30 protein-coding genes and 2 tRNA genes are annotated in these 25486 nt (G+C 69.3%); 11 read left to right on the plus strand and 21 right to left on the minus strand.

All coding sequences use genetic code 11. The features are described from left to right. Positions 1-72 precede the first annotated feature (72 nt). The 4 genes from AC01Y6_RS00655 to hemE are packed head-to-tail and all read right to left on the minus strand — an operon-like array spanning position 73 to position 5672. Positions 73-2319 carry a diguanylate cyclase gene (locus tag AC01Y6_RS00655; RefSeq protein ID WP_476669793.1) on the minus strand — a complete coding sequence of 749 codons (2247 nt, stop codon included), beginning with the start codon at positions 2317-2319 and terminating at the stop codon, positions 73-75. A 34-nt stretch (positions 2320-2353) separates the two neighbouring features. Then, positions 2354-3709: a protoporphyrinogen oxidase gene (hemG, locus tag AC01Y6_RS00660; RefSeq protein WP_476669795.1), complete on the minus strand. Its 1356-nt coding sequence runs from the start codon at positions 3707-3709 to the stop codon at positions 2354-2356. After that, positions 3697-4650, minus strand: coding sequence for a ferrochelatase (gene hemH, locus AC01Y6_RS00665; protein ID WP_476669797.1), 954 nt, complete (start codon positions 4648-4650; stop codon positions 3697-3699). Before hemH ends, hemG begins: the two co-directional genes overlap by 13 nt. Beyond that, positions 4647-5672 carry a uroporphyrinogen decarboxylase gene (gene hemE / locus AC01Y6_RS00670; RefSeq protein ID WP_476669868.1) on the minus strand — a complete coding sequence of 342 codons (1026 nt, stop codon included), beginning with the start codon at positions 5670-5672 and terminating at the stop codon, positions 4647-4649. Before hemE ends, hemH begins: the two co-directional genes overlap by 4 nt. Positions 5673-5685: 13 nt before the next feature. On the opposite strand from hemE, the gene AC01Y6_RS00675 reads away from it, so the two are divergent. Further along, the gene (locus AC01Y6_RS00675) at positions 5686-6600 is read left to right on the plus strand and encodes a peptidylprolyl isomerase (RefSeq protein WP_476669798.1); all 915 of its coding nucleotides are present in this window, start codon (positions 5686-5688) and stop codon (positions 6598-6600) included. Here AC01Y6_RS00675 and AC01Y6_RS00680 read toward each other — a convergent pair. The 4 genes from AC01Y6_RS00680 to AC01Y6_RS00695 are packed head-to-tail and all read right to left on the minus strand — an operon-like array spanning position 6595 to position 10322. Beyond that, positions 6595-7443 (minus strand): nitrilase-related carbon-nitrogen hydrolase, encoded by an 849-nt coding sequence (locus tag AC01Y6_RS00680; protein ID WP_476669799.1) that lies wholly within the window; start codon positions 7441-7443, stop codon positions 6595-6597. The genes AC01Y6_RS00675 and AC01Y6_RS00680 overlap by 6 nt on opposite strands. Positions 7444-7452: 9 nt before the next feature. Further along, positions 7453-8202, minus strand: coding sequence for a sulfite exporter TauE/SafE family protein (locus tag AC01Y6_RS00685; protein ID WP_428721329.1), 750 nt, complete (start codon positions 8200-8202; stop codon positions 7453-7455). Further along, positions 8199-8858, minus strand: coding sequence for a rhodanese-like domain-containing protein (locus AC01Y6_RS00690; RefSeq protein WP_476669800.1), 660 nt, complete (start codon positions 8856-8858; stop codon positions 8199-8201). The genes AC01Y6_RS00685 and AC01Y6_RS00690 overlap by 4 nt, the downstream gene beginning before the upstream one ends. Before the next feature lie 27 nt (positions 8859-8885). Then, positions 8886-10322 (minus strand): MBL fold metallo-hydrolase, encoded by a 1437-nt coding sequence (locus tag AC01Y6_RS00695; protein ID WP_428719959.1) that lies wholly within the window; start codon positions 10320-10322, stop codon positions 8886-8888. 165 nt (positions 10323-10487) lie between these two features. On the opposite strand from AC01Y6_RS00695, the gene pdo reads away from it, so the two are divergent. From pdo to AC01Y6_RS00710, 3 genes are read left to right on the plus strand one after another with little or no spacing between them, the layout of a single operon-like run. Next, on the plus strand, positions 10488-11177 hold the full coding sequence (pdo, locus tag AC01Y6_RS00700; protein ID WP_347240899.1) for a protein disulfide oxidoreductase: 690 nt from the start codon (positions 10488-10490) through the stop codon (positions 11175-11177). A 1-nt stretch (position 11178) separates the two neighbouring features. Further along, positions 11179-11556 (plus strand): rhodanese-like domain-containing protein, encoded by a 378-nt coding sequence (locus AC01Y6_RS00705; RefSeq protein ID WP_428719960.1) that lies wholly within the window; start codon positions 11179-11181, stop codon positions 11554-11556. Continuing rightward, a complete protein-coding gene (locus tag AC01Y6_RS00710; RefSeq protein ID WP_347240901.1) occupies positions 11557-12345 on the plus strand; it encodes a TlpA disulfide reductase family protein in 789 nt (262 codons plus the stop codon). Positions 12346-12520: 175 nt separating this feature from the next. Here AC01Y6_RS00710 and AC01Y6_RS00715 read toward each other — a convergent pair whose 3' ends face one another. Genes AC01Y6_RS00715 through AC01Y6_RS00730 form a run of 4 tightly spaced genes read right to left on the minus strand, consistent with a single transcriptional unit; the run spans position 12521 to position 14795 of the window. Next, positions 12521-13066: a CPBP family glutamic-type intramembrane protease gene (locus AC01Y6_RS00715; RefSeq protein ID WP_347241987.1), complete on the minus strand. Its 546-nt coding sequence runs from the start codon at positions 13064-13066 to the stop codon at positions 12521-12523. Continuing rightward, entirely contained in the window at positions 13066-13344 is a 279-nt protein-coding gene (locus AC01Y6_RS00720; protein WP_054638400.1) for an Lrp/AsnC family transcriptional regulator, read from the minus strand. Before AC01Y6_RS00720 ends, AC01Y6_RS00715 begins: the two co-directional genes overlap by 1 nt. After that, on the minus strand, positions 13341-14093 hold the full coding sequence (locus AC01Y6_RS00725) for an MBL fold metallo-hydrolase (protein WP_476669802.1): 753 nt from the start codon (positions 14091-14093) through the stop codon (positions 13341-13343). The genes AC01Y6_RS00720 and AC01Y6_RS00725 overlap by 4 nt, the downstream gene beginning before the upstream one ends. A 15-nt stretch (positions 14094-14108) precedes the next feature. Then, entirely contained in the window at positions 14109-14795 is a 687-nt protein-coding gene (locus AC01Y6_RS00730; protein ID WP_347241990.1) for a metallophosphoesterase, read from the minus strand. Between the two features lie 23 nt (positions 14796-14818). On the opposite strand from AC01Y6_RS00730, the gene AC01Y6_RS00735 reads away from it, so the two are divergent. The 6 genes from AC01Y6_RS00735 (at position 14819) to AC01Y6_RS00760 (ending at position 18562) form a co-directional block, all read left to right on the plus strand. Next, the gene (locus tag AC01Y6_RS00735) at positions 14819-15247 is read left to right on the plus strand and encodes a regulatory protein RecX (protein ID WP_428719963.1); all 429 of its coding nucleotides are present in this window, start codon (positions 14819-14821) and stop codon (positions 15245-15247) included. Between the two features lie 9 nt (positions 15248-15256). Continuing rightward, the gene (locus tag AC01Y6_RS00740) at positions 15257-15694 is read left to right on the plus strand and encodes a type II toxin-antitoxin system RatA family toxin (RefSeq protein ID WP_347241992.1); all 438 of its coding nucleotides are present in this window, start codon (positions 15257-15259) and stop codon (positions 15692-15694) included. A 90-nt stretch (positions 15695-15784) separates the two neighbouring features. Further along, a complete protein-coding gene (locus AC01Y6_RS00745) occupies positions 15785-16057 on the plus strand; it encodes a stage V sporulation protein S (protein ID WP_014515944.1) in 273 nt (90 codons plus the stop codon). Further along, positions 16054-17250 carry a transcription antitermination factor NusB gene (locus tag AC01Y6_RS00750; protein ID WP_476669805.1) on the plus strand — a complete coding sequence of 399 codons (1197 nt, stop codon included), beginning with the start codon at positions 16054-16056 and terminating at the stop codon, positions 17248-17250. Before AC01Y6_RS00745 ends, AC01Y6_RS00750 begins: the two co-directional genes overlap by 4 nt. Then, complete coding sequence (gene proC / locus AC01Y6_RS00755; protein WP_476669806.1) at positions 17247-18032, plus strand: pyrroline-5-carboxylate reductase; 786 nt, start codon at positions 17247-17249, stop codon at positions 18030-18032. Before AC01Y6_RS00750 ends, proC begins: the two co-directional genes overlap by 4 nt. Continuing rightward, complete coding sequence (locus AC01Y6_RS00760) at positions 18032-18562, plus strand: hypothetical protein (protein ID WP_347241995.1); 531 nt, start codon at positions 18032-18034, stop codon at positions 18560-18562. The genes proC and AC01Y6_RS00760 overlap by 1 nt, the downstream gene beginning before the upstream one ends. On the opposite strand, the gene AC01Y6_RS00765 is transcribed toward AC01Y6_RS00760, so the two are convergent. The 8 genes from AC01Y6_RS00765 to rpsB form a co-directional block, all read right to left on the minus strand. Further along, positions 18541-19170, minus strand: a complete 630-nt coding sequence (locus AC01Y6_RS00765) for a glycosyltransferase family 2 protein (RefSeq protein ID WP_347241996.1) — start codon at positions 19168-19170, stop codon at positions 18541-18543. The two genes, AC01Y6_RS00760 and AC01Y6_RS00765, sit on opposite strands and share 22 nt — an antisense overlap. 1 nt (position 19171) lies before the next feature. Then, positions 19172-20182, minus strand: coding sequence for a M50 family metallopeptidase (locus AC01Y6_RS00770; RefSeq protein WP_428719965.1), 1011 nt, complete (start codon positions 20180-20182; stop codon positions 19172-19174). Continuing rightward, positions 20179-21282 carry a 1-deoxy-D-xylulose-5-phosphate reductoisomerase gene (gene dxr / locus AC01Y6_RS00775; protein ID WP_476669809.1) on the minus strand — a complete coding sequence of 368 codons (1104 nt, stop codon included), beginning with the start codon at positions 21280-21282 and terminating at the stop codon, positions 20179-20181. Before dxr ends, AC01Y6_RS00770 begins: the two co-directional genes overlap by 4 nt. Beyond that, complete coding sequence (locus AC01Y6_RS00780) at positions 21279-22103, minus strand: phosphatidate cytidylyltransferase (RefSeq protein ID WP_428721323.1); 825 nt, start codon at positions 22101-22103, stop codon at positions 21279-21281. The genes dxr and AC01Y6_RS00780 overlap by 4 nt, the downstream gene beginning before the upstream one ends. Positions 22104-22185: 82 nt before the next feature. Beyond that, positions 22186-22743, minus strand: coding sequence for a ribosome recycling factor (gene frr, locus AC01Y6_RS00785; RefSeq protein WP_347242000.1), 558 nt, complete (start codon positions 22741-22743; stop codon positions 22186-22188). A 13-nt stretch (positions 22744-22756) separates the two neighbouring features. Further along, positions 22757-23461, minus strand: a complete 705-nt coding sequence (gene pyrH, locus AC01Y6_RS00790) for a UMP kinase (protein WP_428719967.1) — start codon at positions 23459-23461, stop codon at positions 22757-22759. A 53-nt stretch (positions 23462-23514) separates the two neighbouring features. Then, positions 23515-24105 carry a translation elongation factor Ts gene (tsf, locus tag AC01Y6_RS00795; RefSeq protein WP_347242002.1) on the minus strand — a complete coding sequence of 197 codons (591 nt, stop codon included), beginning with the start codon at positions 24103-24105 and terminating at the stop codon, positions 23515-23517. Then, the gene (gene rpsB, locus AC01Y6_RS00800) at positions 24102-24893 is read right to left on the minus strand and encodes a 30S ribosomal protein S2 (RefSeq protein ID WP_347242003.1); all 792 of its coding nucleotides are present in this window, start codon (positions 24891-24893) and stop codon (positions 24102-24104) included. Before rpsB ends, tsf begins: the two co-directional genes overlap by 4 nt. Positions 24894-25056: 163 nt before the next feature. Between rpsB and AC01Y6_RS00805 the strand changes: the two genes are divergently transcribed. Further along, positions 25057-25131: transfer RNA gene (locus AC01Y6_RS00805), tRNA-Ala, on the plus strand. A 243-nt stretch (positions 25132-25374) separates the two neighbouring features. Here the strand turns inward: AC01Y6_RS00805 and AC01Y6_RS00810 are convergent. Then, positions 25375-25468 (minus strand) — tRNA-Ser (locus AC01Y6_RS00810). Between the last annotated feature and the right edge of the window lie 18 nt (positions 25469-25486).

Genomic DNA, 25486 nt, shown 5'->3' on the forward strand with positions numbered 1-25486 from the left:
ATCGCTGAGGTCGCTGGGGTAAGATCGTCTAAGAGTCACCCCTTAAGGATACCACCCTTTTACGACAGCCTCTTAGCTTCCTACCAGTACGGAAACCCCCCGGGCCTTGGCCTGGTACATGCGGGTGTCGGCGGCGGAGAGGAGCGCGTCCAGGGTCTTGCCGTCCTCGGGGAAGGTGGCAAGGCCGATGTTCACCCCGAGGCAGAGGCCGTCAAAGCAGAGCTTGCCGATGGCCTCGGCGTAGCGGAAGGCGGCTCTTATGGCCCCCTCCTTCGGCGTTTGGGGGAAGAGGGCGGCGAACTCGTCCCCGCCCCAGCGGAAGATGCGGTCCCCGCTTCGGCGCTGTTGGGAAAGGGCCTCGGCTACCTTGATGAGGGCGAGGTCCCCCGCGGCGTGGCCCAGGCGGTCGTTCACCGGCTTGAAGCCCCGGAGGTCCATGACCGCCAGGGAAAGGGGGTAGCCGTAGCGCTCCGCCCGCTTCAGCTCCTCCAGGAAGGCCCGCTCAAAGGCCCGGCGGTTAGGGAGGCCCGTGAGGGGGTCGGTGAGGGCGGCCTCCTCCAGGAGCTTGCGGGTCCGGCTCTCGTGGAGGAGGGTGGCGAGGGGGGCGGCGAAGAAGTGGGCGGCGGCCAGGGAATCCTCGCCGAAGGCCTTGGGGTCGTGGAGGTTGTCCAGGTTGAGGTAGGCCAGCACCTCGCCCTTGTAGGGGACGGGCAGGCAGAGGTTGGCCCGGATCTCCGTGGCCCTCCCCGCTCGGTCTATGACCTCGGGCGGGGCAGTCCGGTGGCTGATCTCGGCGATGGGGCGCTCCGTGGCGCTCAGGATCCGGGGCTCGCCCTTGAGGGCCTCCTCCCGGCTTCGGCCGTACCAGAGGAGCATGCCCTCGGGGGAGAAGGCGATGGCCTTGAGCCCCTCCAGGTCGTACCCCACCGCCGCCCGGAAGCGGTAGGCCCCCTCCTCCAAAACGAGGAGGCTCCCCGCCTCCGCCCCGGGCACCTTCCGGACCGCCACCTCCAGGATCTCCGGGTAGAGCGCCTCCAGGGGCATTTCCAGGAGGTCCAGAAAGAGGCGGTTCACCGCCTCGTGCCGATCCTTTTCCGTGAGGCGCTCAAGCCCGAGCCCCAAGGTGCGGCAGGCGGAGAGGAGGAGGTCCACCTCCGCCTTGCGCCAAGGGCGCGCTTCCCGCTGGCCCAGGACCAGCACCCTGCGGCTTCGCGGCGCCCCGGGGGATGGGACGGGCAGGGCGGCGAGGGTGCGCCACCCCAGGGCCTTCAGGGCGGGAACCCCCTGGCCTTCCTCGGCGTAGCGGGCGGTGAAGAGGGGGCTTCCCGTCTCGTACACCCGCCAGGCGAGGCCCACCCCAAAGGCCAGGCCCTCCTCCAGCACCCTAAGGAGGCTTGGCTCCTCCACCCCGTGGTGGGCGAGGGCCTCCATCCGCGCCCCCCGGGCCTCCCAGAGGGTTCCCGACTCCAGGCCCAGGGAGGCCACGAGGAGGGCCAGGGCCTCCCTCGCCGCCTCCTCTAGGGTTTGGGCGCGGGCCATGCGCTCGGAAAGCTCGGTCAGGATTTGCCGCTCCCAGAGGTCGGCCAGGCGGGAAAGCTGCAGGCTCACCGCCTGGGCGAAGCGGGTAAGGCCCTCCACCTCCTCGGGGAGGAAGGGCCTCGGGCGCTCCAGGTTCAGCACCGCCACCGCCTCCCCCCGCTCCAGGAGGGGCAGGGCGAGCTCGGAAAGCGCCTCTTGACCCGGTGGGGCGATGTAGCTCGGCTCCTTGCGCACGTCGGGGATGTGGACGGGCCGCCCCTCCCGGAAGGCCCGGCCCACCACCCCGGTTCCCGGAATCCAGTCCAGGTCCATGGGCGGCTGGCTGGCAAGCGGACGAAAACCCCCGTCGTGGGGCACCCACACCCCCACGTGCCCCCCCACGCCGAGGGCGGCGAGGCGCTCGGGGAGGCTTCGGAGGAGGGCCTCCCGGTCCTCCGCCTGGGGGAGGGCCTCGAGGGCCTCGGCGAGGAGGCGCTGGGCCCGGGCTAGGTTCCTGGCCCGGCGGTAGGCCTTCCGCAGGCTTTTCCCGAGCTGGTGGGCGAGGAGGGCGGAGAGGAGGAGGAGGGCCAGGGCCACGGCGTCAAAGCCGGGAATGCGGTAGAGGAAAAAGGCGGCGAGGGTGGAGAGGAGAAGCCCGTAGGCGAGGCCGTAGGCGCTGGCCACGACGGCCACGGCGATCATGAACCAGGGGAGGGCGTAGGGGTCGAGGAAGCCGAGAAGCCCCACCCATACCCCCAGGAGGAAGGCCGCCAGGCCCAGGGTGAGGTAAAAGGCCCCCATTTTGGGCCACTTTACTCCACCTTTGGCCGGAGCGCTAGGAGGGCTGGGCCAGGGCCAGGTAGGCCAGGGCCCTTTCCGCCGCCCTCCTTCCCGAGCGCACCACCTCGGGGAGGCCCACCCCCTCCAGGTAGTTCCCCGCCAGGAAGACCCCCGGGGCCTTGAGGAGGGCCATCTCCAGGCGCTCCACCCGCTCCAGGTGGCCCACCCGGTAGCTCGGCATCCCCTCGGGGAAGCGGAAGGCGAAGGCGTGGCTCGGGCGCACCTCCCGGCCCAGGAAGCGCCTCAGGTCCTCCAGGGCCACCCGGGCGAGCTCGGCCTCGCCAAGCCTCGCCGCCTCGCCCGAGAGGTAGGCCCGGACCAGGCTGAAGCCCTCCGGGGCCCGGTGGGGCCACTTCCGGTGGGTCCAGGTGAAGCCCCGCACCCGGTACCCCTCGCCCGCGGCGATGAGGAGGCCGTGGCCCTTTAGGGGAAGCTCCTCGGGGAAGGCCAGGCTCACCGTGGCCGCTGGGGCGTGGGGGAGGCCGTTGAGGAGGGCGGTGGCCTCGGGGAGGAAGGGCCTTAGGAGGCCCGCCGCTTGGGGGGCGGGGGTGGCCAGGACCACGGCCTCGGCCTCGAGGGCCCCCTTGGGGGTGTGGAGGCGGAAGCGGCCTCTTAAAGGCTCAAGCCCGAGGACCGGGGTGGCGGGGAGGACCTTTTCCCCAAGGGCCTCGGCCATCCTCTGGGTGAGGCTTCCCAGGCCCTCCGGGAAGGAGAAGAAGAGGCCGCCTCCCTCGCGGCTTCCCCGCCCCCTTCGGGCGCGCAAGGCCCCGAGGAGGAGGCTCCGGTGCCTTCTCTCCAGCTCCAGAAGCTGGGGGAAGGCGGCCTTCATGGAGAGCTCGTCGGGCTCTCCCCCATAGATTCCCCCCGCCAGGGGGGCCACCAGGGCCCGGTAGACCTCAGGGCCGAGCCGCCTTTCCACGAACTCCTTCAGGGCCTCGTCCTCCTTGCTCCCCCGGGGGAGGAGGAGGTCCAGGAGGGCCCGGAGCTTCCCCGGGAGGGAGAGAAGGGGGGTCTTGGCCACGGCGCGGAGGTCCCCCGGCACCACCTGGAAAAGCCCCTCAGGGATGGGGTGGGCCCTCCCCTTCCGCAGGATGTAGGCCGAGGGCCTTTGGGGCAGGGTGCCGATGGGCTCCAGGCCGAAGGCCTGGGCGAGCTCCAGCACCTCCCGCTTGTAGCGCACGCTGGCGTCGGGGCCGCCCTCCACCAGGAAGCCCCCCTGCCTTAAGGTGCGCACCTTCCCCCCGAGGCGGGGGCTGGCCTCCAGGAGGAGGAAGTCCGCCCCCGCCTCCTTTAGGGCCAAGGCGGCGGCAAGCCCCGCCCACCCCCCGCCCACCACGGCTACCTGAGCCACGCGGCCTCCACGAGCTCCCTGAGGACCTGGATGTAGTCCAGGTCGGCGTTCAGGCTCCGGGCCCGAAGAAGCCTGAGGCCCACCTCTTTCGCGGTGGCCTGGGCCTCGAGGTCCAGGTCGTAGAAGACCTCCAGGTGGTCGGCGGGGAAGCCCACCGCCTGGACCACCGCCTCCTCAAAGCCCTCCTCCCGGAGCTTCCTCAAGAGCTCGTTGATGTCGGGGCCGAGCCAGGGCTCGGGGGTGCGCCCCGCCGACTGGTAGGCCACGTGGAAGCGGGGGAGGGAGAGCCTCCTCGCGATGAGCTCCGCCGTCTTCTCCACCTGCCTCGGGTAGGGGTCCCCCCGCTCCACGGCGGCGAGGGGGATGGAGTGGGCGGTGAAGACGTAGGCCGCCCGCTTGGGGTCCTTGAGCCGCCAGATGGCCTCCTCAAGCCGCCTGGCGTAGGCGGCGATGAGGCCGGGGTGGGCCTCGTAGCTCTCCACCCAGAGGAAGTCTATGGGCTCGGGGAGGGCCTTGAGGGCGGCCTCCACCTTCTCCCGGTACTCGGCCACGCTCCTTAGGGAGTAGTGGGGGGCGGCCACCAGGGCCACCGCCCGCCGCACCCCGTCCTCGTGCATGGCGGCCACGGCCTCCCCGATGGTGGGGTGCCAGTGCTTGGTGCCCACGTAAACCCGCGCCGGGCCCTGGGGGACCCGGGGGGGGAAGGGCCCGGGGAGGCGCTTGGGGTAGAGGGGGGCCTCGAGGTTCATGAGGGCCTGGAGGCGCATGGCCTGGACCAGGGTGATCTCGTTTAAGGGGCTCTTGCCGATGGCGGCGTAGCGCCCGGCGAGCTCCTCCAGGAGTTCCTCCGGGGGGCGCTTCCCCCGGCGGATGTCCGTGTAGTAGGGCTCAATCTCCTCCGGGGCGTAGGGGGTGCCGTAGGCCATGAGAAGGACGTTCATGGGGAAACCTCCTTCACGAGTTCTACCACGTAGCGCACGTTTTCCTCTGGGGTCTTGGGCAGGATCCCGTGCCCCAGGTTGAAGATGTGCCCCGGCCTGCCCCCGTTCTCCTCCAGGATCCTCCCCACCTCCCGCCGGATGACCTCCCTGGGGGCGAGGAGGACCGCCGGGTCCAGGTTTCCCTGCACGGGGGTGTTCCCCAAGACCTCCCGGGCCCAGGGAAGGGGGGTGTGGTGGTCCAGGCCCAGGACCTCCCCCCCGGCCTCTCCCATGTCCCGGAGGAGGCCCATGGTCCCCACCCCGAAGTGGATCACGGGAACCCCAAGGGGCCCTAGGGCCCGGAAGAGCCTCTCCATGTGGGGCCTCACGTAGCGGCGGTAGTCGGCGGGGGAAAGGGCCCCCACCCAGGAATCGAAGACCTGGAGGAGGTCGGCCCCCGCCTCGGCCTGGGCCCTTAGGTAGCGGGCCATGGCCTCGGTGAGCTTTTCCATGAGGCGGTGCCAGAGGGCCTCCTCCCGGTACATGAGGGCCTTCACCTCGAGGAAGTGGCGGCTTGGCCCCCCCTCCACCAGGTAGCTCGCCAGGGTGAAGGGGGCCCCGGCGAAGCCGATGAGGGGGACCTTGAGCTCCTTTTTGAGGATCCTTATGGCCTCCAGCACGAAGGGCACCGCCTCCTCGGGCTTTAGGGCCCTCAGGGCTTCCACGCCCTCCTCGTCCCGGACGGGGCGGTGGATCACCGGCCCCCGGCCCTCCACCAAGGAGAGGTCCACCCCCATGCCGTGGAGGGGGGTGGTGATGTCGGCGAAGAGGATGGCGGCGTCCACCCCGAGCTCCTCCACCGGGCTCAGGGTCACCCGGGCGGCGAGCTCGGGGTGCCTCACGATCTCGGGCAGGGTGTACCGCTCCCGGAGGGCCCGGTAGGAGCGCTGGTAGCGGCCCGCCTGGCGCATGAACCAAACGGGGGGCCTGGGGGTGGGCTCGCCCCGGGCCGCACGGAGGATGAGGTCGTTCACGCCCCCCATGGTAGCATGGGGCATGCGCGCCTTTTTTTTGGCCCTGGCCTTAGCCTCCGGTCTTGCCCTGGCCCAGGAAGACCCCGTGGTGGCCCAGGTGGGGGGGGAGGCCCTCACCAAGAGCCAGTTTGAGCTTCGCTTTGGGCTTTTCGCCAAGAGCGCCCTGAGGGCGCTCGGCCTCCCCGACACCCCGGAGACCCAGGCCCTCCTCGCCCAGTACCGCGCCCCCTACCTCGAGGCCCTGGCGGAGGAAAGGGCGCTTTTACAGGTGGCCCGGGCTAAGGGCTTCTTTCCCCTTCCGGACAGCGTGGAGGCCCGGGTGGAGGAGCTAAGAGCGGCCTTCCCCGAGGAGGGGGCCTTGGAAGGGGCCCTGAGGGAGGCCGGGGTCCCGGACCTCGAGGCCTACCGCACCCTCCTCGCCGAGGCCATGGCCCTCGAGGCCCTGGAGGCCCACTACCGGGAGGGGCTTGTGGTCTCCCCGGCGGCCCTAAAGCTTCTCTGGCTCCTCTCCCCGGCCTACCGCCACGGGGCCCTCTACTGCGCCCGGCACATCCTCCTCCCCACCCTGGAGGCGGCCAAGGAGGCCATGGGGCGCCTGGAGAGGGGCGAGGCCTTCCCCGAGGTGGCCCAGGCCCTCTCCCAGGACCCGGGCTCCAAGGACTCCGGGGGAGACCTGGGATGCGAGCCGGTGGGCACCTACCCCCCGGCCTTTGAGCGGGCCCTCCTCGCCCTCAAGCCCGGGGAGGTCTCCCCGCCCGTGCGTACGGAGTACGGCTACCACCTCATCCTGCTGGAGCGGGTGGTGCCCCCGGGCCGCTACCCCCTGGAGGAGGTGGCGGAAGCGCTTGCGGCCCCGGTGCAGGACCTGGCCTGGGAAAAGCTCGCCAAGGCCCTGATCCGCAAGGTGCCCATAAGGCTCTTCCCCGAAAGGCTATAGCCGGAGGAGAAGGGCCTCGTCCCCCGTGGGCCTCTTGGCGAGGAGCAGGGCCTCCCCCGGGGCGTAGATCCCGCTTCGCCCCTCAAAGCGGAGGCCCAGCACCTCCCCGTTCAGCATGGGGTTCAGGAGGAGCCTCAGGTTCTCCCGGCCCAAAAGCCTCTCCTTCGCCGAGGCGAGCCAGACCTCCCCCTCCTTGCGGGAGGGGTCCTTGGGCCAGGGGCGGTCCCAGGGGGCGGGGTTGGCGGAGGGCTGGAGGAGGAGTTCGGCCCCCAGGGCGTCCAGGCGGGCGAGGTGCTTTTCAAAAAACCCGTCCAGGCAGATGAGGACCCCCACCCGCCCGGCCCGGGTCTCCACCAGGTGGGGTCCAAAGCCTCCCCTCTTGAGCCAGCGCTCAGGGGGGGTGAGCTCCATCTTGGGCACCTGGGCCAGGAGGCGGCCCTCGGGGTTGAAGAGGAGGGCCAGGTTCTGGAAGAAGGGCGTGCGGCTGAAGCGCCCCCGGGCGAGCTCCTCCTCGTAGGGCGGGGCGAGGAGGGTCCCGGAGAGGAGGTAGGCCCCGAAGGCCCGGGCGGCCTCGGCCATGACCCGGTGGAAGACCCCGTAGGCCCGCCGGGCCCGCCGCCAGGGGAGGAGGGGGTCTTGGAGGAGCGCCCTCCAGGAAAGTTCCCCCTCCAGGTGGAGGAGGAGGGGGAGGCCGAAGAGCTCGGGGAAGGCGGCAAGCCTCGGGGAAGGGGTGCCCTCTAAGGGCTCCAGGAGCGCGAAAACCCTTTCCCGGAAGGCCTCCTCCGTGCGGTAGGCCTCGAGGCGGACCTCCGCCTGGAGGGCGAGCAGGGTGCGGAAGGGCACCCCTTCAGTCTACAGGCTCTGGACCACGATGTAGAGGCCCATCCCCACCAGGAAGAGGGCGAAGCCCCGCTTCAGGGTCTCGTGGGGGAGGCGCACCGCCACCCTCCCCCCGAGGAAGCTCCCCAGGGTGCCCACCAGGATGAAGAGGCCCGCGTTGGCCCAGTTGACGGAGAGGCCCAGGGCGGGGAGGAGGTGGAGGTACTTGTAGAACCCGGCGAAGGACTTCATGGCGATGATGACCAGGCTCGTCCCCACCGCCAGGTGCATGGGAAGGCCCCCCAGGAGGACCAAGGCGGGCACGATGAGGAACCCCCCGCCCACCCCCACGAAGCCCGTGAGGGCCCCCACCGCAAGGCCGTCCAGGACGATCTTCCAGGGCTTGCGCCTCTCTCCTTCCCTGTGGCTAAGCCTAGGGGGCCTCGCCATGGAATAGGCGGCGAGGAGCATGACCAGGGCGAAGGTGAGGAGCTGGACCTGGCCGGAGACGAAGCGGGAAAGCCAGGCCCCGAGGTAGGTCCCCGCCATGCCCGGCAGGCCGAAGAAGAGGACGTTGCGGAAGTCCACGAGGCCCCTCAGGGCGTAGGGGACCGCCCCGAGGAGGGCGATCCCGCCCACGATGAGGAGGCTTTCCGCGATGGCCTGCTTGGGGGGCTCCCCCAGGAGGTAGACCAGAACGGGCACGGTGAGGATGGAGCCCCCGGAGCCGAGAAGGCCCAGGGAGAGGCCGATCAGGAGGGCACCGAGAAGGGCCAGGGTCATCGTTCCACCGGGAGGCCCGCCCCCATCCAGGCGTAGGTACCCCCCTCCAGATTGTACACGCGCTCCCCAGGGAAGCCCTGCTGTACGAGAAAGTCTGCCGCTACCCCCGAGCGGTTCCCCGAGTTGCACACGAGGAGGATGGGCCGGTCCTGGGGAAGCTCGGAAAGCCTCTGGGGCAGGGTGGAGAGGGGGATGTTCACGGCGCCCGGCACGTGGCCCTCCCCGTACTCCCACGCCTCCCGCACGTCCACCACGAAGGCCTTCTCCAAAAGCCTCGCCGCCTCGTGGGGCCCCACCTCCTTAAAGGGCGCGGTAGCGTAGCCCACCTCCACCGGGGTGGTGTCCACGGGGAGCCCGGCCCGGTACCAGCGGACGATGCCGCCCTGGAGGTTCAGCACGTTGCCGTACCCCTGGGCGCCGAGCCAGGCCGCCGCCTGCCAGGAGCGGTTCCCGGTGCGGCAGTAGAGGACCACGGGGGTGTCCTTGGGGATCTCCCCGTAGCGGGCCATGAACTCGGAAAGGGGGAGGAGCCTCGCCCCCGGAATCCTGGCCTGGGCGTACTCCTCCACCTCCCGCACGTCGATGAAGGGCACCCCCTGGTCGTAAAGCCTCTTGGCCTCCTCCGGGCTCAGGTCCTTGACCTCGGTCTCGTACATGGCTGGCCTCCTTCTTTGTGGGGGTGCTTAGGCCTCCACCAGCTCCTCGCCCCTCGCCACCGGGAAGCCCGCCTCCTGCCAGGCCCGGATTCCCCCGGTAAGGTTGAGGGCGTTCCGGAAGCCATGGGCGAGAAGGGCGCTGATGGCGGTGCTGGACCGGTCCCCGCCCAGGCAGTGGACGATGAGGGGCCTGTCCTTGGGCAGGCGGTCCAAGTGGGCCAGGACGCGCCCCGCGTGGAGGTTTAGGGCCCCGGGGATGTGCCCCGCCAGGTACTCGTCCCGCCCCCGCACGTCCAGGATGACGGCCTTCCCGCTTTCCCAAAGCGCCTTGGCCTCCTTGGCCGTGATCTGGGGGATGGTCTCCAGCTCGCCCTGGGCGTAGCCCTCAAGCCCCGGGATGTACCCCACCACCTCGTCCAGGCCGATGCGGATGAGGGCCCGGGTGAGCTCCTCCACCTCGCTCGGGTGGGCCAGGAGGACGAGGGGGCGGTCGTAGGGCAGAAGCCAGCCCGCCCAGGTGGCGAAGTTCTTCCCCGCGGGGATGTTGAGGCTCCCCGGGAGGTGCCCCCCGGCGAAGGCGAACTTGTCCCGGGTGTCCACCAGGATGGCCCCCTCTCCTAGCCAGCGCGCAAACTGGGCCGGGGTGAGGCGGCCCGGGTGGGGGACACCCCCCAGGATGGGCATCCCGTCCCGGTTGAGGCGCTTCATCTCCTTGAAGTAGGTGGGGGCCTCGGGCTGGCCCTGGAGGAGGGCCCGCACGAACCCCTCCTCGTCGTCTTGCTCCAGGTACTCGGCCCACCAGGCGTGGCGGCGCTCGTACCCCACGGTGGTGGCGGGGAGGGCCCCGAGCGCCTTGCCGCAGGCCGAGCCCGCCCCGTGGCCCGGCCAGACCTGGACGTGGTCGGGGAGGGTGAGGAACTTTTCCTTGAGGCTACGGAACATCCTCCTGGCCCCGGGCTCCGCCGTGCCCTTGATCCCCGCCGCCTCCTCCAGGAGGTCGGGCCGGCCCACGTCCCCCACGAAGACGAAGTCCCCGGTGAGGAAGAGGAGGGGCTCGTCCGTCACCGCCCCGTCCGCCACCAGGAAGGAGAGGTGCTCCGGGGTGTGGCCCGGGGTGTGCACCGCCTTTACCCGGATGTTCCCCACCTTGAACTCGTCCCCGTCCTTGAGGAGGACGTGGGGGAAGCCCTTTAGGCCCCCGTACTTCCAGTTCTCGTCCCCCTCGTCGGAGAGGTACAGGGTGGCCCCCGTGGCCCGGGCGAGCTCCCTCGCCCCCGAGAGGTAGTCGGCGTGGATGTGGGTTTCGGCGATGGCGGTGATGCGGAGGCCCAGGGACTGGGCGAGGTCCAGGTACACGTCCACGTCCCGCCTGGGGTCCACCACCAGGGCCTCCCCGGTGGCGGCGCAGCCCAGGAGGTAGCTCATCTGGGCGAGCCCTTCTTCGTAGATCTGGCGGAAGACCATCTTTCACCTCCGGGAAGGGACCTTTGTCCCTGCGCCAGCAATATACCCCATAGGGGTACATGGTGTCAATCCCCGGGAGTCCCGTCTACCCCCTATACTTGCGCCGCCTCCCTTGCTATAGTGGTTGAAGGACCTACCCCTTACCGGGGTATCCGGGAGGAAAAGATGGCGTTACTTGGACCCAAGGAACAGGAGATCGTCCGCGAGAGGCTTTCCAACCTCGCCCGGGACGTGGAACTGGTGCTCTTCACCGACTCCTCTACCCTCATCGCCCCGGGGAAGGAGCCCTGCCTCTACTGCAAGGAGACCAAGCAGCTTATGGAGGAGCTTTCCGCCCTCTCCGACAAGCTCCACCTGGTGGTCTACGACCTGGCCACCCCGGAGGGGACGGAGAAGGCCCAGGCCTACAAGGTGGAGGCCGCCCCCACCCTGATCCTCAGGGAGAAGGGCTCGGAGGCCCTCAACCTCCGCTACCGCGGGATCCCCGCGGGCTACGAGTTCGCGAGCCTCCTGGAGGACATTGAGATGCTGGGCCGGGACGGCCACGGCCTGCCCGAGAACGTGGTGCAGGAGCTCAACAGCCTCCCCGAGGAGGTGGTCCTCCAGGTCTTCGTCACCCCCACCTGCCCCTACTGCCCCCAGGCGGTGCGCACCGCCCACCGCATGGCCTACGCCTCTCCCAAGGTCTGGGGCGAGATGATTGAGGCCAACGAGTTCCCCGAGCTCTCCGACCGCTACCACATCCACGGGGTGCCGGACACCGTCATCAACCACGGCAAGGAGCGGGTTCTCGGGGCCCAGCCCCTCTCCCAGTTCCTCCAGGCCATCCGCAAGGCCGTGGGGGTCAAGGCCTAGCATGACCCGCCGCGCCCTCCTCGGCTTCCTCGCCCTTCCCCTCCTCCTCGCCGCCTGCGGCCCCAAGGGGAGCTACAAGGACGTGCCCCCGGAGGAGCTCTACCGGGCCCTGGCCTCGGGGGCGGTGGTGGTGGACGTGAGGACCCCGGGGGAGTTCGCCCAGGGCCACGTCCCCGGGGCCATCAACCTCCCCGTGGAGGAGGTGGCCCGCTGGGCCGACCAGATCCCCAAGGACAAGCCCGTCTACCTCTACTGCCACAGCGGCAACCGGAGCCGAAGGGCGGCGGAGTACCTGGCGCGGAAGGGCTACGCGAACCTCTACAACGTGGTGGGGGGGGTATTGGCCATAGAGCGGGCCGGATACCCCCTGGTGCGGTAGATGGATGCCTGGCAGTTTGGGCCCTTCGCCATCCCCTGGGTCCGGCTCAAGGTGGCCCTCGTCCTCCTGGCCCTATGGGGGGCGGCGGGCTTCCTCGCCCGGCGGGTGGACCGGAGGCTTGCCGCTTGGGGCCAGAACGCCGTTCTCGCCGGGCTCTTGGGGGCGAGGCTTGGCTTTGTGCTGGCGAACGCTTCCGTCTACGCCAAAGACCCCCTTTCGGCCCTCTATGTTTGGCAGGGGGGGTTTGACCCCTGGTGGGGTATCTTGGCAGGAGGAGGGTACACGCTCATGACCTTGCCCAAGCACCTTTGGCGCTACGCCCTGGGGGCGGCCCTGGCGGCGGGGCTCTTGGCGGGCCTCCTGTTCACCCGGCAGGGCAGGGAGGAGGGGCGCCTTCCCGCCTTGACCCTCGCCACCCTGGGCGGGACGGAGGTGAACCTGGAAAGCTTCCGAGGTAAGCCCGTGGTCCTCAACGCCTGGGCCACCTGGTGCCCCCCCTGCCGCAGGGAGCTTCCCATGATGGCGCGCCTCGCCCAGGAGAACCCTGGGGTGCACTTCCTTTTCGTGAGCCAAGGGGAAGGCCCCCTGGCGGTGCGGCAGTTTCTAGAGGAGAGGGGCCTCGAGGCCCAATGGGTCCTCCTGGACCCCGAAACCCGCCTCTCCCAGGCCCTGGGCGTTCAGGGGCTTCCCACCACCTTCTTCTTTGACCGGGAGGGGAGGCTCGTGGCCCGGCACCTGGGGGAGCTTTCCGAAGCCCTGCTCCTCGGCTACCTCCGGGCCTTGCGCTAGAGGCCGGCGGAAAGCAGGGCCTCCTTCCCGCCCACCACGGTCTTCAGGCGGACACAAATCAAGGCGCGGGCGCTTAAGTACCCCACCGCGGCAAAAGCCGCGGTGGGGGCCCCAAAAGAGCTTTCCCACAGCCCAAGCACGGGCATCCCATGTGGCAAAGCCAAGGTGCGAGCACTTAGCGCCCAAGCTCATAAAAGCCCCGGGCGTTGTGGAGGAAGTGGGCCAAAACCCCAGGGAGAAGGCTTCCCGTGAGGAGGTAGGCGAGGCCCAGGAGAAGGCCCGCCGCCCCGGTGTAAAGGGTGTAGGCCAGGGCTCCCCTGGGGGCGGGGTGCAGGAGGGCGAAGAGGAAGGCCTGGAGGAGCACCGCCCAGGGGCCCAGCTTTAAGGCGAGAAGGCTTTGCAGAAAGCCCCGGAAGAAGACCTCCTCGGCCAGGCCCGAGAGAAAGGCCAAGAGGAGGAGAAAAGGAGGGGTCGCCCCCGCCTGGCGCAGGGCCAGGCCCAGCTCCCGGTGAAGGCGCTCCGCCTCGTGAAAGGAATGGGGGAAGAGGCGGCGGAAGAGGGCCTCGAGGCCCGCCAAGCCCAGGAGGAGCCCAAGCCCAAGAAGGCTTTCCGCAAAGGGGTGCCTCCCCAGCATGGGAAAGCCCCCAAGGAGCATCCCCCCTCCCCCCAGGAGGAGAAGCCCCCCCTGCAGGAGAAGGAGAAAGCGGAAGGGCTTGGGCACTACTCCTGCCCTAGGGAGAAGCCCTGGTCCAGGAGCTTCCTGGGATAGGCCCGGAAGGCCAGGAGGGTTTCCGTGCGCTCCACCCCTTCCAGGCCCAGGATCCCTTGGGTTACGGCCTCGTCCAGCTCCTCGAGGTCCTTGAGCCGGAGGAGGGCCACCAGGTCATAAGGCCCGGTAACGGAGTAAACTTCCGCCACCTGAGGCAGCTCAGCGATGGCTTCCCCCAAGGGGGCGATGCGGTCGCCCCGGGCGCGGATGAGGACGAAGGCGGTGATCACCCCTCCATCATAAGGGCCTTCACGAAGGCGAGGCGGCTCATCTCCCCTCCCGAGAGGTAGGCCAGGGGGCTCTCCCCGCCGAAAAGGCGCTTGAGGGCTTCCTCGGGGGTGAGGCCCTGGGCCCGGAGCCTCTGGGCCTCCTCCCGCTTGGCTTCCAGGAAGTCCCGCTTGGCTTGGAGGGCCTTTAAGGGAGCCTCCACGGGCCCGGCGTGGGCGCAGTAGAAGGCTCGAGGCCTGAGGGCAAGCACCCTCTGGAGGCTTTCCAGGAGGGCGGGGAGGTCAAACCCTGGGGTGGCCAGGCTGGCCTTCACCCCCAGGAAGAGGTCCCCCCCGAAGAGGAGGCCGGCCTCGGGGTCGTAGAGGGCCGCGTGGTCGGGGGCGTGGTCTGGGGTGGGAAGAAAGTAAAGGGGGCCGACCCGCTCGGCCACCTCCACCCGCAGGGGGCGGGGACTTCCCCAGACCAGGCGGCGGTAGAGGCGGAGGGGCTTGGGGGCGGCGACCAGAGCGGCCGTCAGGGCGCTCCCGTAGACGGGAAGGCCAAGCCGAAAGGCTCCCCCGGCGTGGTCCTCGTGGGCGTGGGTGAGGAGGGCGGCCTCGGCCTCGGGGGCGAAGGGCCGGGCCTTAGGGGGGCCTGTGTCCACCAGGAGGCCCCGGTACCGGTAGACATAAACCCCATACCCCACCCACCGCCCCACGGGGGTGGTGAGGTAAAGGGCCTCCACGCCATCCCCTATGGGCCTCCAAACCATGTACCGAGTATATCCTTAGTCGGCTTCCAACACCAGCTTGGGCCGGAAGCGGAGGGCGTCCGCCGCCACCAGGTGGAGGGGGATGCCCCGGTAGCTCTGGGGAAGCCTGGCGGGGTCGGCCCCGTGCAGGTGGCCGTAGACGATGGCCGCGGGGCCGGCCTGGGCGGCCAGCTCCAGCAAGGGGGTGGCCTCCCCGCCGGGTCCGAAGGGGGGAAAGTGGAAGGCCACCAGGAGGTGGCGGTAGGGCCTCCCTTCCAGGGCCCTCAGGGAAAGCCCGAGCCTTTCCACCTCCCGGGCCAGGATCTTCTCGTCCTCGGGGGTTTCAGGAGGGTACTGCCAACCCCGGGTGCCCGCCACCGCCACCCCGTCCAGGACCAGGGCATCGTTTTGCAGGGCGTACATGCCTTCGGGAAGGGCGGCGCGGAGCCGGGAGATGGAGGGCCACCAGTAGTCGTGGTTGCCCTTAAGGAGCACCTTCTTCCCCGGGAGCGCCGCCAGGTCCAGGAGGTCGGGGATGGCCTCGGGGAGGCGCATGGCCCAGGAGATGTCCCCGGCCACGATCACCAGGTCCGAGGGCCCCACCACCTCCCGCCAGCCGCGGAAAAAGGCCTCGGGATGGCCTTGCCAGCCGGGGCCGAAGATGGTCATGGGCTTGGGGTGGACGCGGGAGAGGTGGGGGTCGGCGATGGCGAAGACCCGCATGGGCCATAGCGTACCCTAAACCTATGGACAAGGCCTTCGCCTACGCCCTGCGCCTCCTCGCCGCTCGGGCCATGAGCCAGGCCCGCCTTAGGGAGAAGCTCCTGGCCCGCTTTCCCGAGGCCGAGGTGGCCCAGGCCCTGGAGCGCCTCCGGGCCTTGGGTTACCTGGACGACCGGGCCTTCGCCGAGACCTTCGTGGCCGTCCGGCGCAAGTACGGCCCCCTGAAGCTCCGCCACCTCCTAAGGGCCCAAGGGGTGGGGGAGGAGGTGGTGGAGGCGGTTCTCGGGGAGCTTGGGGAGGAGGAGGCCCTCGAGGCCGCCCTTAGGGCCCTGCGCCGCTACCCCAGGCGCCAGGACAAGGCCAAGGCGGTGCGGTTTTTGGTGGGGCGTGGCTTTCCCCTCTCGGTGGCCTTGCGGGCTTACGAGCTTGTCAGCGGGGAGGAAAAAGGGTAAAAAGAGCCCATGCCTGAGGTACGTGCCGAGCGCTATATCCCTGCCCCCCCGGAGAAGGTCTACGCGCTGGCCAAGGACCTGGAGGGCCTGAAGCCCTACCTCAAGGAGGTGGAAAGCCTCAGGGTGCTTTCCCGCGAGGGCAACCGTACCCGGAGCGAGTGGGTGGCGGTGGCCATGGGCAAGAAGGTCCGCTGGTTGGAGGAGGAGGAGTGGGACGACCAAAACCTCAGGAACCGCTTCTTCTCCCCGGAGGGGGATTTTGACCGTTACGAGGGCACCTGGGTGTTTCAGCCCGAGGGCGAAGGCACCCGGGTGGTCCTCACCCTGGTCTACGAGCTCACCATCCCCATCTTTGGGGGGCTTTTGCAAAAGCTGGTGCAGAAGCTCATGCAGGAGAACGTGGAAAGCCTCCTGAAGGGCTTGGAGGAAAGGGTCTTGGCCGGCTAGTTGCCAAAGGGCCCCGCTTGCTCTAGGATGGGCTTTGAGCCGCCCATGTCTTCCCCGAGCGGGTGGCCCAAGGGTTTTCAGGAGGTCAGAGTGGAAACGTTGCGCGTCTCTTCCAAGTCCCGCCCCAACTCCGTGGCCGGCGCCATCGCGGCGCTTCTGCGCACCAAGGGGGAGGTGGAGGTGCAGGCCATCGGGCCCCAGGCCGTGAACCAGGCGGTGAAGGCCATCGCCATCGCCCGCGGCTACATCGCCCCCGACAACCTGGACCTGGTGGTCAAGCCCGCCTTCGTCAAGCTGGACCTGGAGAACGAGGAGCGGACCGCCCTGAAGTTCAGCATCAAGGCCCATCCCCTGGAGTCTTGAGGCCCGACACCCCGAGGGGCCTGGCCCTGGCCGTCCTCCTCCAGGTGGAGGAAGGGGGCCGGGCCCAGCACTTTTTGGACCAGGTCCTGGACCGGGTGGACTGGCCCGAGCGGGACAAGGCCTACGCCACCCACCTGGTCTACGGAGCCCTCCGCCGCCTGAGGCTTCTGGACTTCATCCTGGAGCCTAGCCTTAAGGCCCCGGAGAGGCTTCCCAGGGAAGTGCGCTGGGCCCTGCGCCTTGGGGCCTTTGAATGGCTTGTGGGGAAGCCCGACCACGCCCGGGTGAGCCCCTGGGTGGAGGAGACGAAACGCCGGTACCCGGGGCTCGCGGGGCTGGTGAACGCCGTGCTTCGCCGCCTGCGCCCGAGGGAGGCCCCGGAGTGCGTGGGCCTTTCCCTCCCCGACTGGCTCTGCGGGGCTTGGCGGGGCTTCTTCGGGGAGGTGGGCTTCGCCGAGGCCTTCAACGAGGCCGCCCCCCTCTTCGTCACCGCCTACCGGGAGGTGGACCTAAAGCCTGGCCCCCTGCCGGAGAGCTACGTCTGGGAGGGGCCTAAGACGGACTTCCCCGCCTTGGGCCTCCAGCCGCAAAACCCGGCTTCCCTCTTCGCCGCCAAGCTTCTGGACCCCAAACCTGGGGAGAAGGTGCTGGACCTTTGCGGCGGGGCCGGGCTCAAGGCCTTCTACCTGGCGGCCAAGGGGGCGGAGGTGGTCTCCTACGACCTAAACGCCAAGCGCCAGAAGGCGGGGGCGAAAACGGCCCGGCGCCTCGGCCTAAAGGTGGCCTACCGCACCCAGGACCTGCGGGAACCCCTTTCCGAAAGGGCTAAAAAGGTTCTCCTGGACGCTCCTTGCACCGGCACGGGCACCTTCCGCGCCCACCCCGAGCTCCGCTACCGCCTGGAGGAAGGGGACCCGGCCCGGATGGCGGCCCTTCAGCTTCAGCTTCTGGAAACCGCCGCCCAGGCCACGGAGGAGGGGGGGATTTTGGTCTACGCCGTCTGCTCCCTCACCGAGGAGGAGGGGGAAGGGGTGGCCCGGGCCTTCTTGGAGAGGCACCCCGAGTTCCGCCCGGAGCCCTTCTCCTCTCCCTTGCCCGTGCTTCGGCAGGGGCTTGGGGTTTACGTGTCCCCCGAGGGGGGCCTGGACGGGTTTTATTACCTCCGCCTCCGCAAGGTAGACTCAAGGGCATGAAGCTCGCCTTCCTGGGCCTTGGCAAGATGGGCCGGAGCATCCTCAAAGGGGCTTTGGAGCGGGGTTTTTTGCGCCGGGAGGAGGTGGGGGTGGTGGGGCGCACCCCGGAGCGGGCCCGGGCCCTGGCCGAGCCCTTTGGCGTCCGCCCCCTTACCCTGAAGGACCTGGCCGAGGCCGAGCGGGTGCTACTCGCCGTTCAGCCGCGGGACTTCCCCCAGCTGGCCCCGGAGGTTCCCCGGGCCGGGGTGGGTTTCCTCTCCATCATGGCCGGGGTTTCCACGGCCGTCTTGGCCCGCAGGCTGGATACCCGCCGGGTGGTGCGGGCCATGCCCAACCTGGCGGCCATGATCGGGGAGAGCTCCACCGCCCTCACCTCTCTAAGGGAGGCCCAGGAGGCGGGGGACCTGGACTTCGCCCGGGCCCTTTTCGCCACGGTGGGGGACGTGTACGAGATCCCCGAGCACCTCTTTGACCCCTTCACCGCCATGTCGGCCTCGGCCCCCGCTTACCTGGCGGTGGTGGCCGAGGCCCTGGCCGACGCCGGGGTGAAGATGGGCATGCCTCGAGCCCTGGCCCTGCGCCTGGCGGCGGACGCCCTGGCGGCTACGGGGGAACTCCTCAAGACCCGCCACCCCGCCCAGCTCAAGGACGAGGTGGCGAGCCCCGGGGGCACCACCATTCACGGCCTCCACGCCCTCGAGGCCCGGGCCCTCCGGGCCGCCTTCTACGAGGCGGTGGAGGCCGCCACCCGCCGGGGGCACGAGCTGGGGGAGGTGGAGTGATGCCGAGGTCCTGGGCCCTGGTTCTTTTCCTGGCCCTGGCCCTGGCCCAGGTCTTCCCCAAGGAGGGGGGGCGCTACGCCTACTCCGACGGCACCCTCCAGGAGCTGAGGCCCACCTCCGAGGGCTTCCGCCTGCGCTACAGCAAGGAGGGCAAGGTCCTTCGGGAGGACCGCCTGCGGGCCTCGCCCGAAGGGCTTTACCTTTTGGGGGTGGGGCTCCCGGAGGGCTACTTTTCCTTTGAGCCCCCCCTCCTCCTCTACCCGGCCCGCCTGGAGCTGGGAGCGGCCTGGGGGGGAAGCGCCCGCTTCCTGGGCCAGCGGGTGGCCCTTTCCGCCCGGGTGGAGGGGTGGGAGGGGGTGAGGGTGAGGGCCGGGGCCTTCAACGCCTACCGGGTGCGGGTGGCCTACACCACGGAAAAGGGAGGCACCGACCTCAAGGAGCTCTACCTGGTGCCGGGCCTGGGGGTGGTGGCCTACCGGGCGGGGGAGGGCTGGGTGGAGCTTTTCCGCTACCAGCCTCTAAGCCGGTAGCGGAGAAGCTCCCCGTACATGCGGAGCCGGTGGAGGAAGCCGGGGAGGAGGCCCCGCTTTTCCTCCTTCATCACCTGGCTCACCCCGGGGAGGGGGAGGTAGCGCACCCGCCAGCCCCTGGCCTTGGCGTGGCGGGTGAGGAGAAGTTCCAGGTCGTAGCGGGCCTTTTCCAGGCCGGGCACCCCCTTGAGGGCCTCCGTGGCCACGGCCCTTTGCCCCGAGAGGAAGGGGGTGAGGCGCATGGCCAGGTCCGTGGAAAGCCGCCCTCCCCGGAAAAGCCCCACGGTCATCTCCGCCTCGCCCCGGGCTACCGGCTCCAAGAGGGCGTGGAGGTGCTCGAGCTTCAGGCCCAAAAGGTCGGCGTCCAGGAGGAGGACGAAGGGGGTCCGCACCGCCTTAAGCCCTTCGGCGATGGCCCCGCCCTTCCCCCGGTTCTCCCCTAGCCGCACCACCTCGGCCCCGGCCTCCTCGGCCCTTCGGGCGGTTTCGTCCTTGGAGCCGTCGTCCGCCACCACCACGGGAAACCCCGCTTCCCGGGCCACCCGCACCACCTGGGCGATGGTGGCCTCCTCGTTGAAGGCGGGGATCAGGACCGTGGCCTCCGCCACCTCACCCTCCGAGAAGCCGCCTCAGGTCCTGGAAGGTGACCAGGAGGAGGAGAAGGAGAAGGAAGAGGAAGCCCAGGTAGTGGACGGTGGCCTCCTGCTCGGGCCGGAGGCGGAGGAAGCGGCCGAGGAAGAGGAGGAGGATGCGGCCGCCGTCTAAGGCGGGGATGGGGAGAAGGTTGAAGAGGGCGAGGGAGAGGTTGATGGCGGCGGCGAGTTCCACCAGGCGGAAAAGCCCCTCCTGGGCCGCCCGCCCCGTCTCCACCAGGATGCCCACGGGGCCCAGGACGCCGCTATCGGGGTTCCCCGCGAGGACGCCGAGAAGCCCCCCCACCAGGGCCCGGACGAGGGCGGGCCCGAAGGCCAGGGTCCGCCCTGCGGCGAGGCCGAGCCCCTCCAGGAAGCCCACCTTGCGGTAGGCCACCTCCGGCTGGTAGACCACGCCCAAGCGTTCCATCCCCTCTTTCCAGGTGAGGGAGAGGGCCACCTCCTTGCCCTCGCGGAGCACGGCCAGGGTGTGGGCGCCTGGGGTCTTGAGCCCTTCAATCTCCTGGGGCCTTTCCAGGGGCTTTCCGTCCACGGCGAGGAGGATGTCCCCCGGCTTGAGCCCCGCCTCCTCGGCCACGCTCCCCGGCAGGACCTCGAGGATCACCGCCCTGCCCGTGGCCTCGGGCACCCCCTGGGCGCTGAAGAGGTAGGCGAAGAGGCCCCAGGCGAGGAGGAGGTTCATGGCCACCCCCGCCACCAGGACGAGGAGCTTCCCCAGGAAGGGAAGGGCGTCGTACCCCCTTCCCTTTTCCTCGGGGAGGAGGCCCTCTATATCGGCGTACCCCCCGAGGGGGATGGCGGAAAGCCGCCACTCGGTGCCCCAGGCCTCCTTGCGCCAAAGGACCGGGCCGAAGCCGACGCTGAAGGCCTTGACCCGCACCCCTTGAAGCCTCGCCGCCAGGTAGTGCCCAAGCTCGTGGACGAAGACGCTTACGCCGATGATGACCAGAAACCAGAACAGGCTCATGCCCACCTCTTGGCCTCCTCCCGGGCCCAGGCGTCCGCGGCGAAGAGGCTCTCCCATGTTAGGGGTTCCGTGGGGGTGGCTTCCAGCACCCGGGACAGGATCTCGGGGATGCGGGGGAAGGGGATTTTCCCCTGGAGGAAGGCCTCCACCGCCACCTCGTCGGCGGCGGAGACGGCTACCTGGGCCAAGCCTCCCCGCCTTCCCGCCTCGTAGGCCACGGCCAGGGCGGGAAAGCGCTTGAGGTCGGGTTCCAGAAACTCCAGCACCCCGGGGATGGGGAGGTCCTTCAGGGGGGTTTCCGCCCGCTCGGGGTAGGTGAGGGCGTACTGGATGAAAAGCCGCATGTCCGTGGGGCCGAGCTGGGCCTTGAGGCTCCCGTCCAGGAAGCGCACCAGGCCGTGGACGTAGGCCTGGGGGTGGATGAGGACCTTGATCTTCTCCAGGGGGAAGCGGAAGAGCTCCTTGGCCTCGAGGACCTCGAGGCCCTTGTTGAAGAGGGTGGCGGAGTCCACGGTGACCTTGGGGCCCATCCGCCAGCGGGGGTGGCGGAGGGCCATCTCCGGGGTCACCTGGGCGAGGTCCTCGGGCTCCTTGAGGAAAGGCCCGCCGCTCGCCGTGAGGACGAGCTCGGCCACGTCCTCCCGCCTCTCCCCGAGGAGGGCCTGGAAGAGGGCGGAGTGCTCCGAGTCCACGGGGAGGATCTCGGCCCCGTGGGCCTCCGCCTCCTGCCAGAGGAGGGGGCCCGCGGCCACCATGGCCTCCTTGTTGGCCAGGGCCACCCGCTTCCCGGTTCGCACCGCCGCCCGGGTGGGGGCAAGCCCGGCGAGGCCCGGGATGGCGGCCACGGCCACCTCGGCCTCCAGGGCGGCCACCTCCTCGGCCGTGGCGAGCTTGAGCCCGGGAAAGCGGGCTTTGAGCTCGGCGTGGAGGCTTTCCTCCGCCGCCACCAGGCGGGGCTTCCAAAAGGCGATCTGCTGGGAGAGGGCCTCGAGGTTTTTCCCGGCGGCGAGGCCCACCACCTCGTAGCCCCTCAGGCGGCAGACCTCGAGGGCCTGCCTTCCGATGGAACCCGTGGAACCAAGGACCACGACCCGTTTCATGTGAAGAGCACCACCAGGTAGTAGGTGAGGGGGAAGGTGAAGAGGAGGCTGTCTATGCGGTCCAAAACCCCTCCGTGCCCCGGGAGGAAGTGCCCGGAGTCCTTCACCCCGCAGTAGCGCTTGAGCATGGACTCGGCCAGGTCCCCGAGCTGGGCCGCCAGGGAGAGGAGAAGGCTGAAGAGCCAGAGCTCCAAAAGCCCAAAGGGAAAGACCTCCCGCACCAGCCCCGTGTAGACCAAGAGGGCCAGGAAGCTTACCGCGATGCCGCCCAAAGACCCCTCCACGGTTTTGCCCGGGCTGATCTCGGGGGCGAGCTTCCTGCGCCCGAAGAGGCGGCCCGCGAAGTAGGCCCCGATGTCGGTGGCGAAGCTGGCCACGATGGGAAGGCTTAGGGTCCAAAGCCCTAGAGCCCCATCGGGGGTTTCCCGGAGGAGGAGGACGTAGCCCAGGCTCCAGGGCAGGTAGAGGAAGGCCAAGAGGGTGAAGGCGAAGCGGGTGAGGTCGGCTCCCTTCAGGAGCTCGTAGCTGAAGGCCGCCATGAGGAAGAGGCCCAGGGCCACCTCCCGCCAGGGCACCTGGGGAAAGTGCCAGTGGAGGGAAGGCAGGGAGAAGAGGAAAAGCAAGAGACCCCCGAGGAGGAGGAGGGGCAGGTTGAGGGCCACCCCTCGGCGGGCCAGCATGCCCTGAAGCTCCAGGCTTCCCAGCCAGAGGACGAAGGCCAAGGCGGGAAGGATTAGGGGAAGGCCGGCCCAGAGCACCAGGAGAAGGAGGCTTGCCCCGATGAGGGAGGAAAGGACGCGGGTGGGAAGGTCGTCCCTCACCCCCGGTCTCCTGGGGCGCTTTGCGCGCTGGGCACGGTCTTCGGCATGGCCTTGGCCCCTCCCCTGCGGGCCTGGGGATGAGCTAGTGGAGGATCTCCTGTTCCTTCTTCTCCACCATCTCGTCCACCTTGGCGATGAACTCGTCGGTGATCTTCTGGATCTCCCCTTCGGCCCGCTTGGTGTCGTCCTCGGAGAGGTGGAGTTCCTTGGAGAGCTTCTTCAGCTTTTCCAGGGCCTCGCGGCGGACGTTGCGGATGGCGATCCGCCCCTCCTCGGCCAGGTGCCGGGCGGTCCTCACCAGCTCCTTGCGCCTTTCCTCGGTGAGGGGGGGGATGTTGATGTAGAGGGCATCCCCCTTGTTGCTGGGGTTCAGGCCGAGGTCGGACTCGCGGATGGCCTTCTCTATGGCCTTGAGGGCGTTCTGGTCCCAGGACTGGACCACCAGGGTGCGGGCGTCGGGGGCGGTGACGGTGGCGATCTGGGAGAGGGGAACGTGGGTCCCGTAGTACTCCACCTTGAGGTGGAGGAGGAGGGCGGGATTGGCCCGCCCGGTGCGCAGGCCCGCCAGGTTGTGCTCCAGGGCCTCGAGGCTCTTTTGCATGTGGCTCCGGGTTTCCGCGTAAAGCTCCTTCAGGGTCATGGTCCCTCCTTATCTACGGGTGGATCAGGGTGCCCACCTTTTCCCCTTGGATAATACCCACCAGGGCGCCCGGCTTGAAGATGTCAAAGACCACGATGGGAAGCCCGGCCTCCATGCAGAGGGTGATGGCGGTGGTGTCCATGACCTGAAGGCCGCGGTTCAGGACCTCGAGGTAGGTGAGCTCGTCAAAGCGCACCGCCTCGGGGTTCTTGCGGGGGTCGTCGGAGTAGACCCCGTCCACCTTGTTCTTGGCCATGAGGACCACCTCCGCCCCCACCTCCAGGGCGCGGAGGGCGGCGGCGGTGTCCGTGGAGAAGAAGGGGTTCCCCGTTCCCCCGCCGAAGATGACGATGCGCCCCTTCTCCAGGTGGCGGAGGGCCCGCCTCCTGATGTAGGGCTCGGCCACCTGGGGGATGGTGAGGGCGGTCTGGACCCGGGTGGGGATGGAGAGGGCCTCGAGGGCGTCCTGCAGGGCCAGGGCGTTCATGATGGTGGCCAGCATGCCGATGTAGTCGGCGGTGGCCCGGTCCATCCCCACCCCCTGCCGGGCCCCCCGCCAGAGGTTTCCGGCCCCGATGACGATGGCCAGCTGGACCCCGGTCTCGTAGGCGGCCTTGATCTCCTGGGCCAGGGCCCGGGTGGCCTCGGGCTCAATGCCGAAGCCGTTTTGCGTCAGAAACTCGCCGGAAAGCTTCAGGAGGACGCGCTTGTACTTCATGGCTCTAAGAAAAACCGGGGCCCTTGGGTAGGGGCCCCGGCGGCTTCCATGGCCTACGCTCCCACTTCCAGGCGGCAGAAGCGCCGCACCACGATGTTTTCCCCGGTCTTGGCGATGGCCTGCTGAATGAGCTCCTTCACCTTCACCTTGTCGTCCTTGACGAAGGGCTGCTCCAGGAGGACCACCTCCTCCAGGTACTTCTTCAGGCGGCCCTCGGCGATCTTCTCGGCGATCTCCTTGGGCTTCCCCTCGTTGAGGGCGGCCTGGATGTAGATCTGCCGCTCTTTCTCCAGCTCCTCGGCGGGGATCTCCTCGAGGGAGACGTAGCGGGGGTTCATCATGGCGATGTGCATGGCGAGGTCCTTGGCCAGGCCCTGGAAGATCTCGTTCCGGGCCACGAAGTCGGTCTCGCAGTTGAGCTCCAGGATCACCCCCACCCGCTGGTTGTGGTGGATGTAGTGGCCGATGATGCCTTCCCGGGCTTCCCGCTCCGCCTTCTTGGCGGCCTTCATGGCTCCCCGCTCCCTTAGGAGCTGGACGGCCTTGTCCTCGTCCCAGCCGGCGTCCTCGAGGGCCTTCTTCACGTCCATCATCCCGGCCCCCGTGGCCTCGCGGAGCTTCTTGATGAGTTCGGTCTGGCTCATGCTTCCACCTCGTCTTCGCCTGCCAAGCCCTCGTCCAGGGTCCCCTGGGCCTCGGCCCGCTCGGCCTCCTCCACCAGGGCATAGGAGGGGGAGGGCCCCGCCACCCCGCCCCGGGCCTCGATGATGAGGTCCGCCGCCCGGGAGAGGATGAGCTGGATGGAGCGGATGGCGTCGTCGTTCCCGGGGATGATGTAGTCCACCAGGTCGGGGTCGGAGTCCGTGTCCGCCAGGGCCACCACGGGGATGAAGAGCTTCCTGGCCTCCCGCACGGCGATGGCCTCCTTGGTGGGGTCCACCACGAAGACCGCGTCGGGAAGCCGCTTCAGGCGCCGGAAGCCGGAGAGGTACTTCTGCAGGCGGTCAAGCTCGTGCTTGAGGCGCACCTGCTCCTTCTTGGGGCGGTGGTGGATGTCCTCGGAGGCGAAGAGGTTTTCCAGCTCCTCCAGGCGGTGCACCCGCTGGGAGATGGTCTTGAAGTTGGTGAGCATCCCGCCCAGCCAGCGCTGGTTCACGTAGGGCATGCCCGCGCGTTCCGCCTCCATGCGCACGATGTCTTGCGCCTGCTTCTTGGTGCCCACGAAGAGCACCGTTCCCCCGCGCATGGCCAGGTCCTCGAGGAAGCGGAAGGTGCGCTCCAGCTCCACCATGGTCTTCTGGAGGTCAATGATGTGGATGCCGTTGCGCTCGGCGTAGATGTAGCGGGCGAACTTGGGGTTCCAGCGCTTGCGCTCGTGGCCAAAGTGGACCCCGGCTTCCAGTAGCTCCTTCACGCTGATGTTGACCGGCATATTCCTCCCATCGGGGAAGGTTGGGCTTGGCGTTTCCCGTGCGCCGTCCTCGTTCCCGCGGGACCTTCCCCTGCCCGAGGGCTGGTGCGGCACACCTTTCCGATTATAGAGGGGAAGGGTCCTTTGCGTAAGCCCCCCTCTTGGGCTATACTGCCGAAGGCTTGGGGCGGTAGCTCAGAGGGAGAGCACCCGCCTTGCAAGCGGGAGGTCCGGGGTTCAAATCCCCGCCGCTCCACCAGCTCCAGGACGCCGAAAGCCCCGCCTCGGAAGAGAGGCGGGGGACTGCTTTTGACGCCTCCAGTAGTACTGGGTGCCCATTCGCGAGGGGCGCCCTCTTCTCGCGCGGCCTGGCCTCCTCATCCCGTCCTCCTAGGTGGGGGTAGGGGCTCGGAGCAAGCCGTGGAGGCCCGCAAGGAGGGACGGGTGGTGGAGGTGGAAGGGGGGGGCTGAAGAAAAAACCCCAGCCCTGAGGCTAGGGGTTTGGCGGAGAGGGCGGGATTCGAACCCGCGAGGCAGGTTTAAGCCCGCCTACACGATTTCCAGTCGTGTCCCTTCAGCCACTCGGGCACCTCTCCGCGTGCCAAGCCCGAGTT

The sequence above is a fragment of the Thermus sp. genome (genome assembly GCF_056332225.1).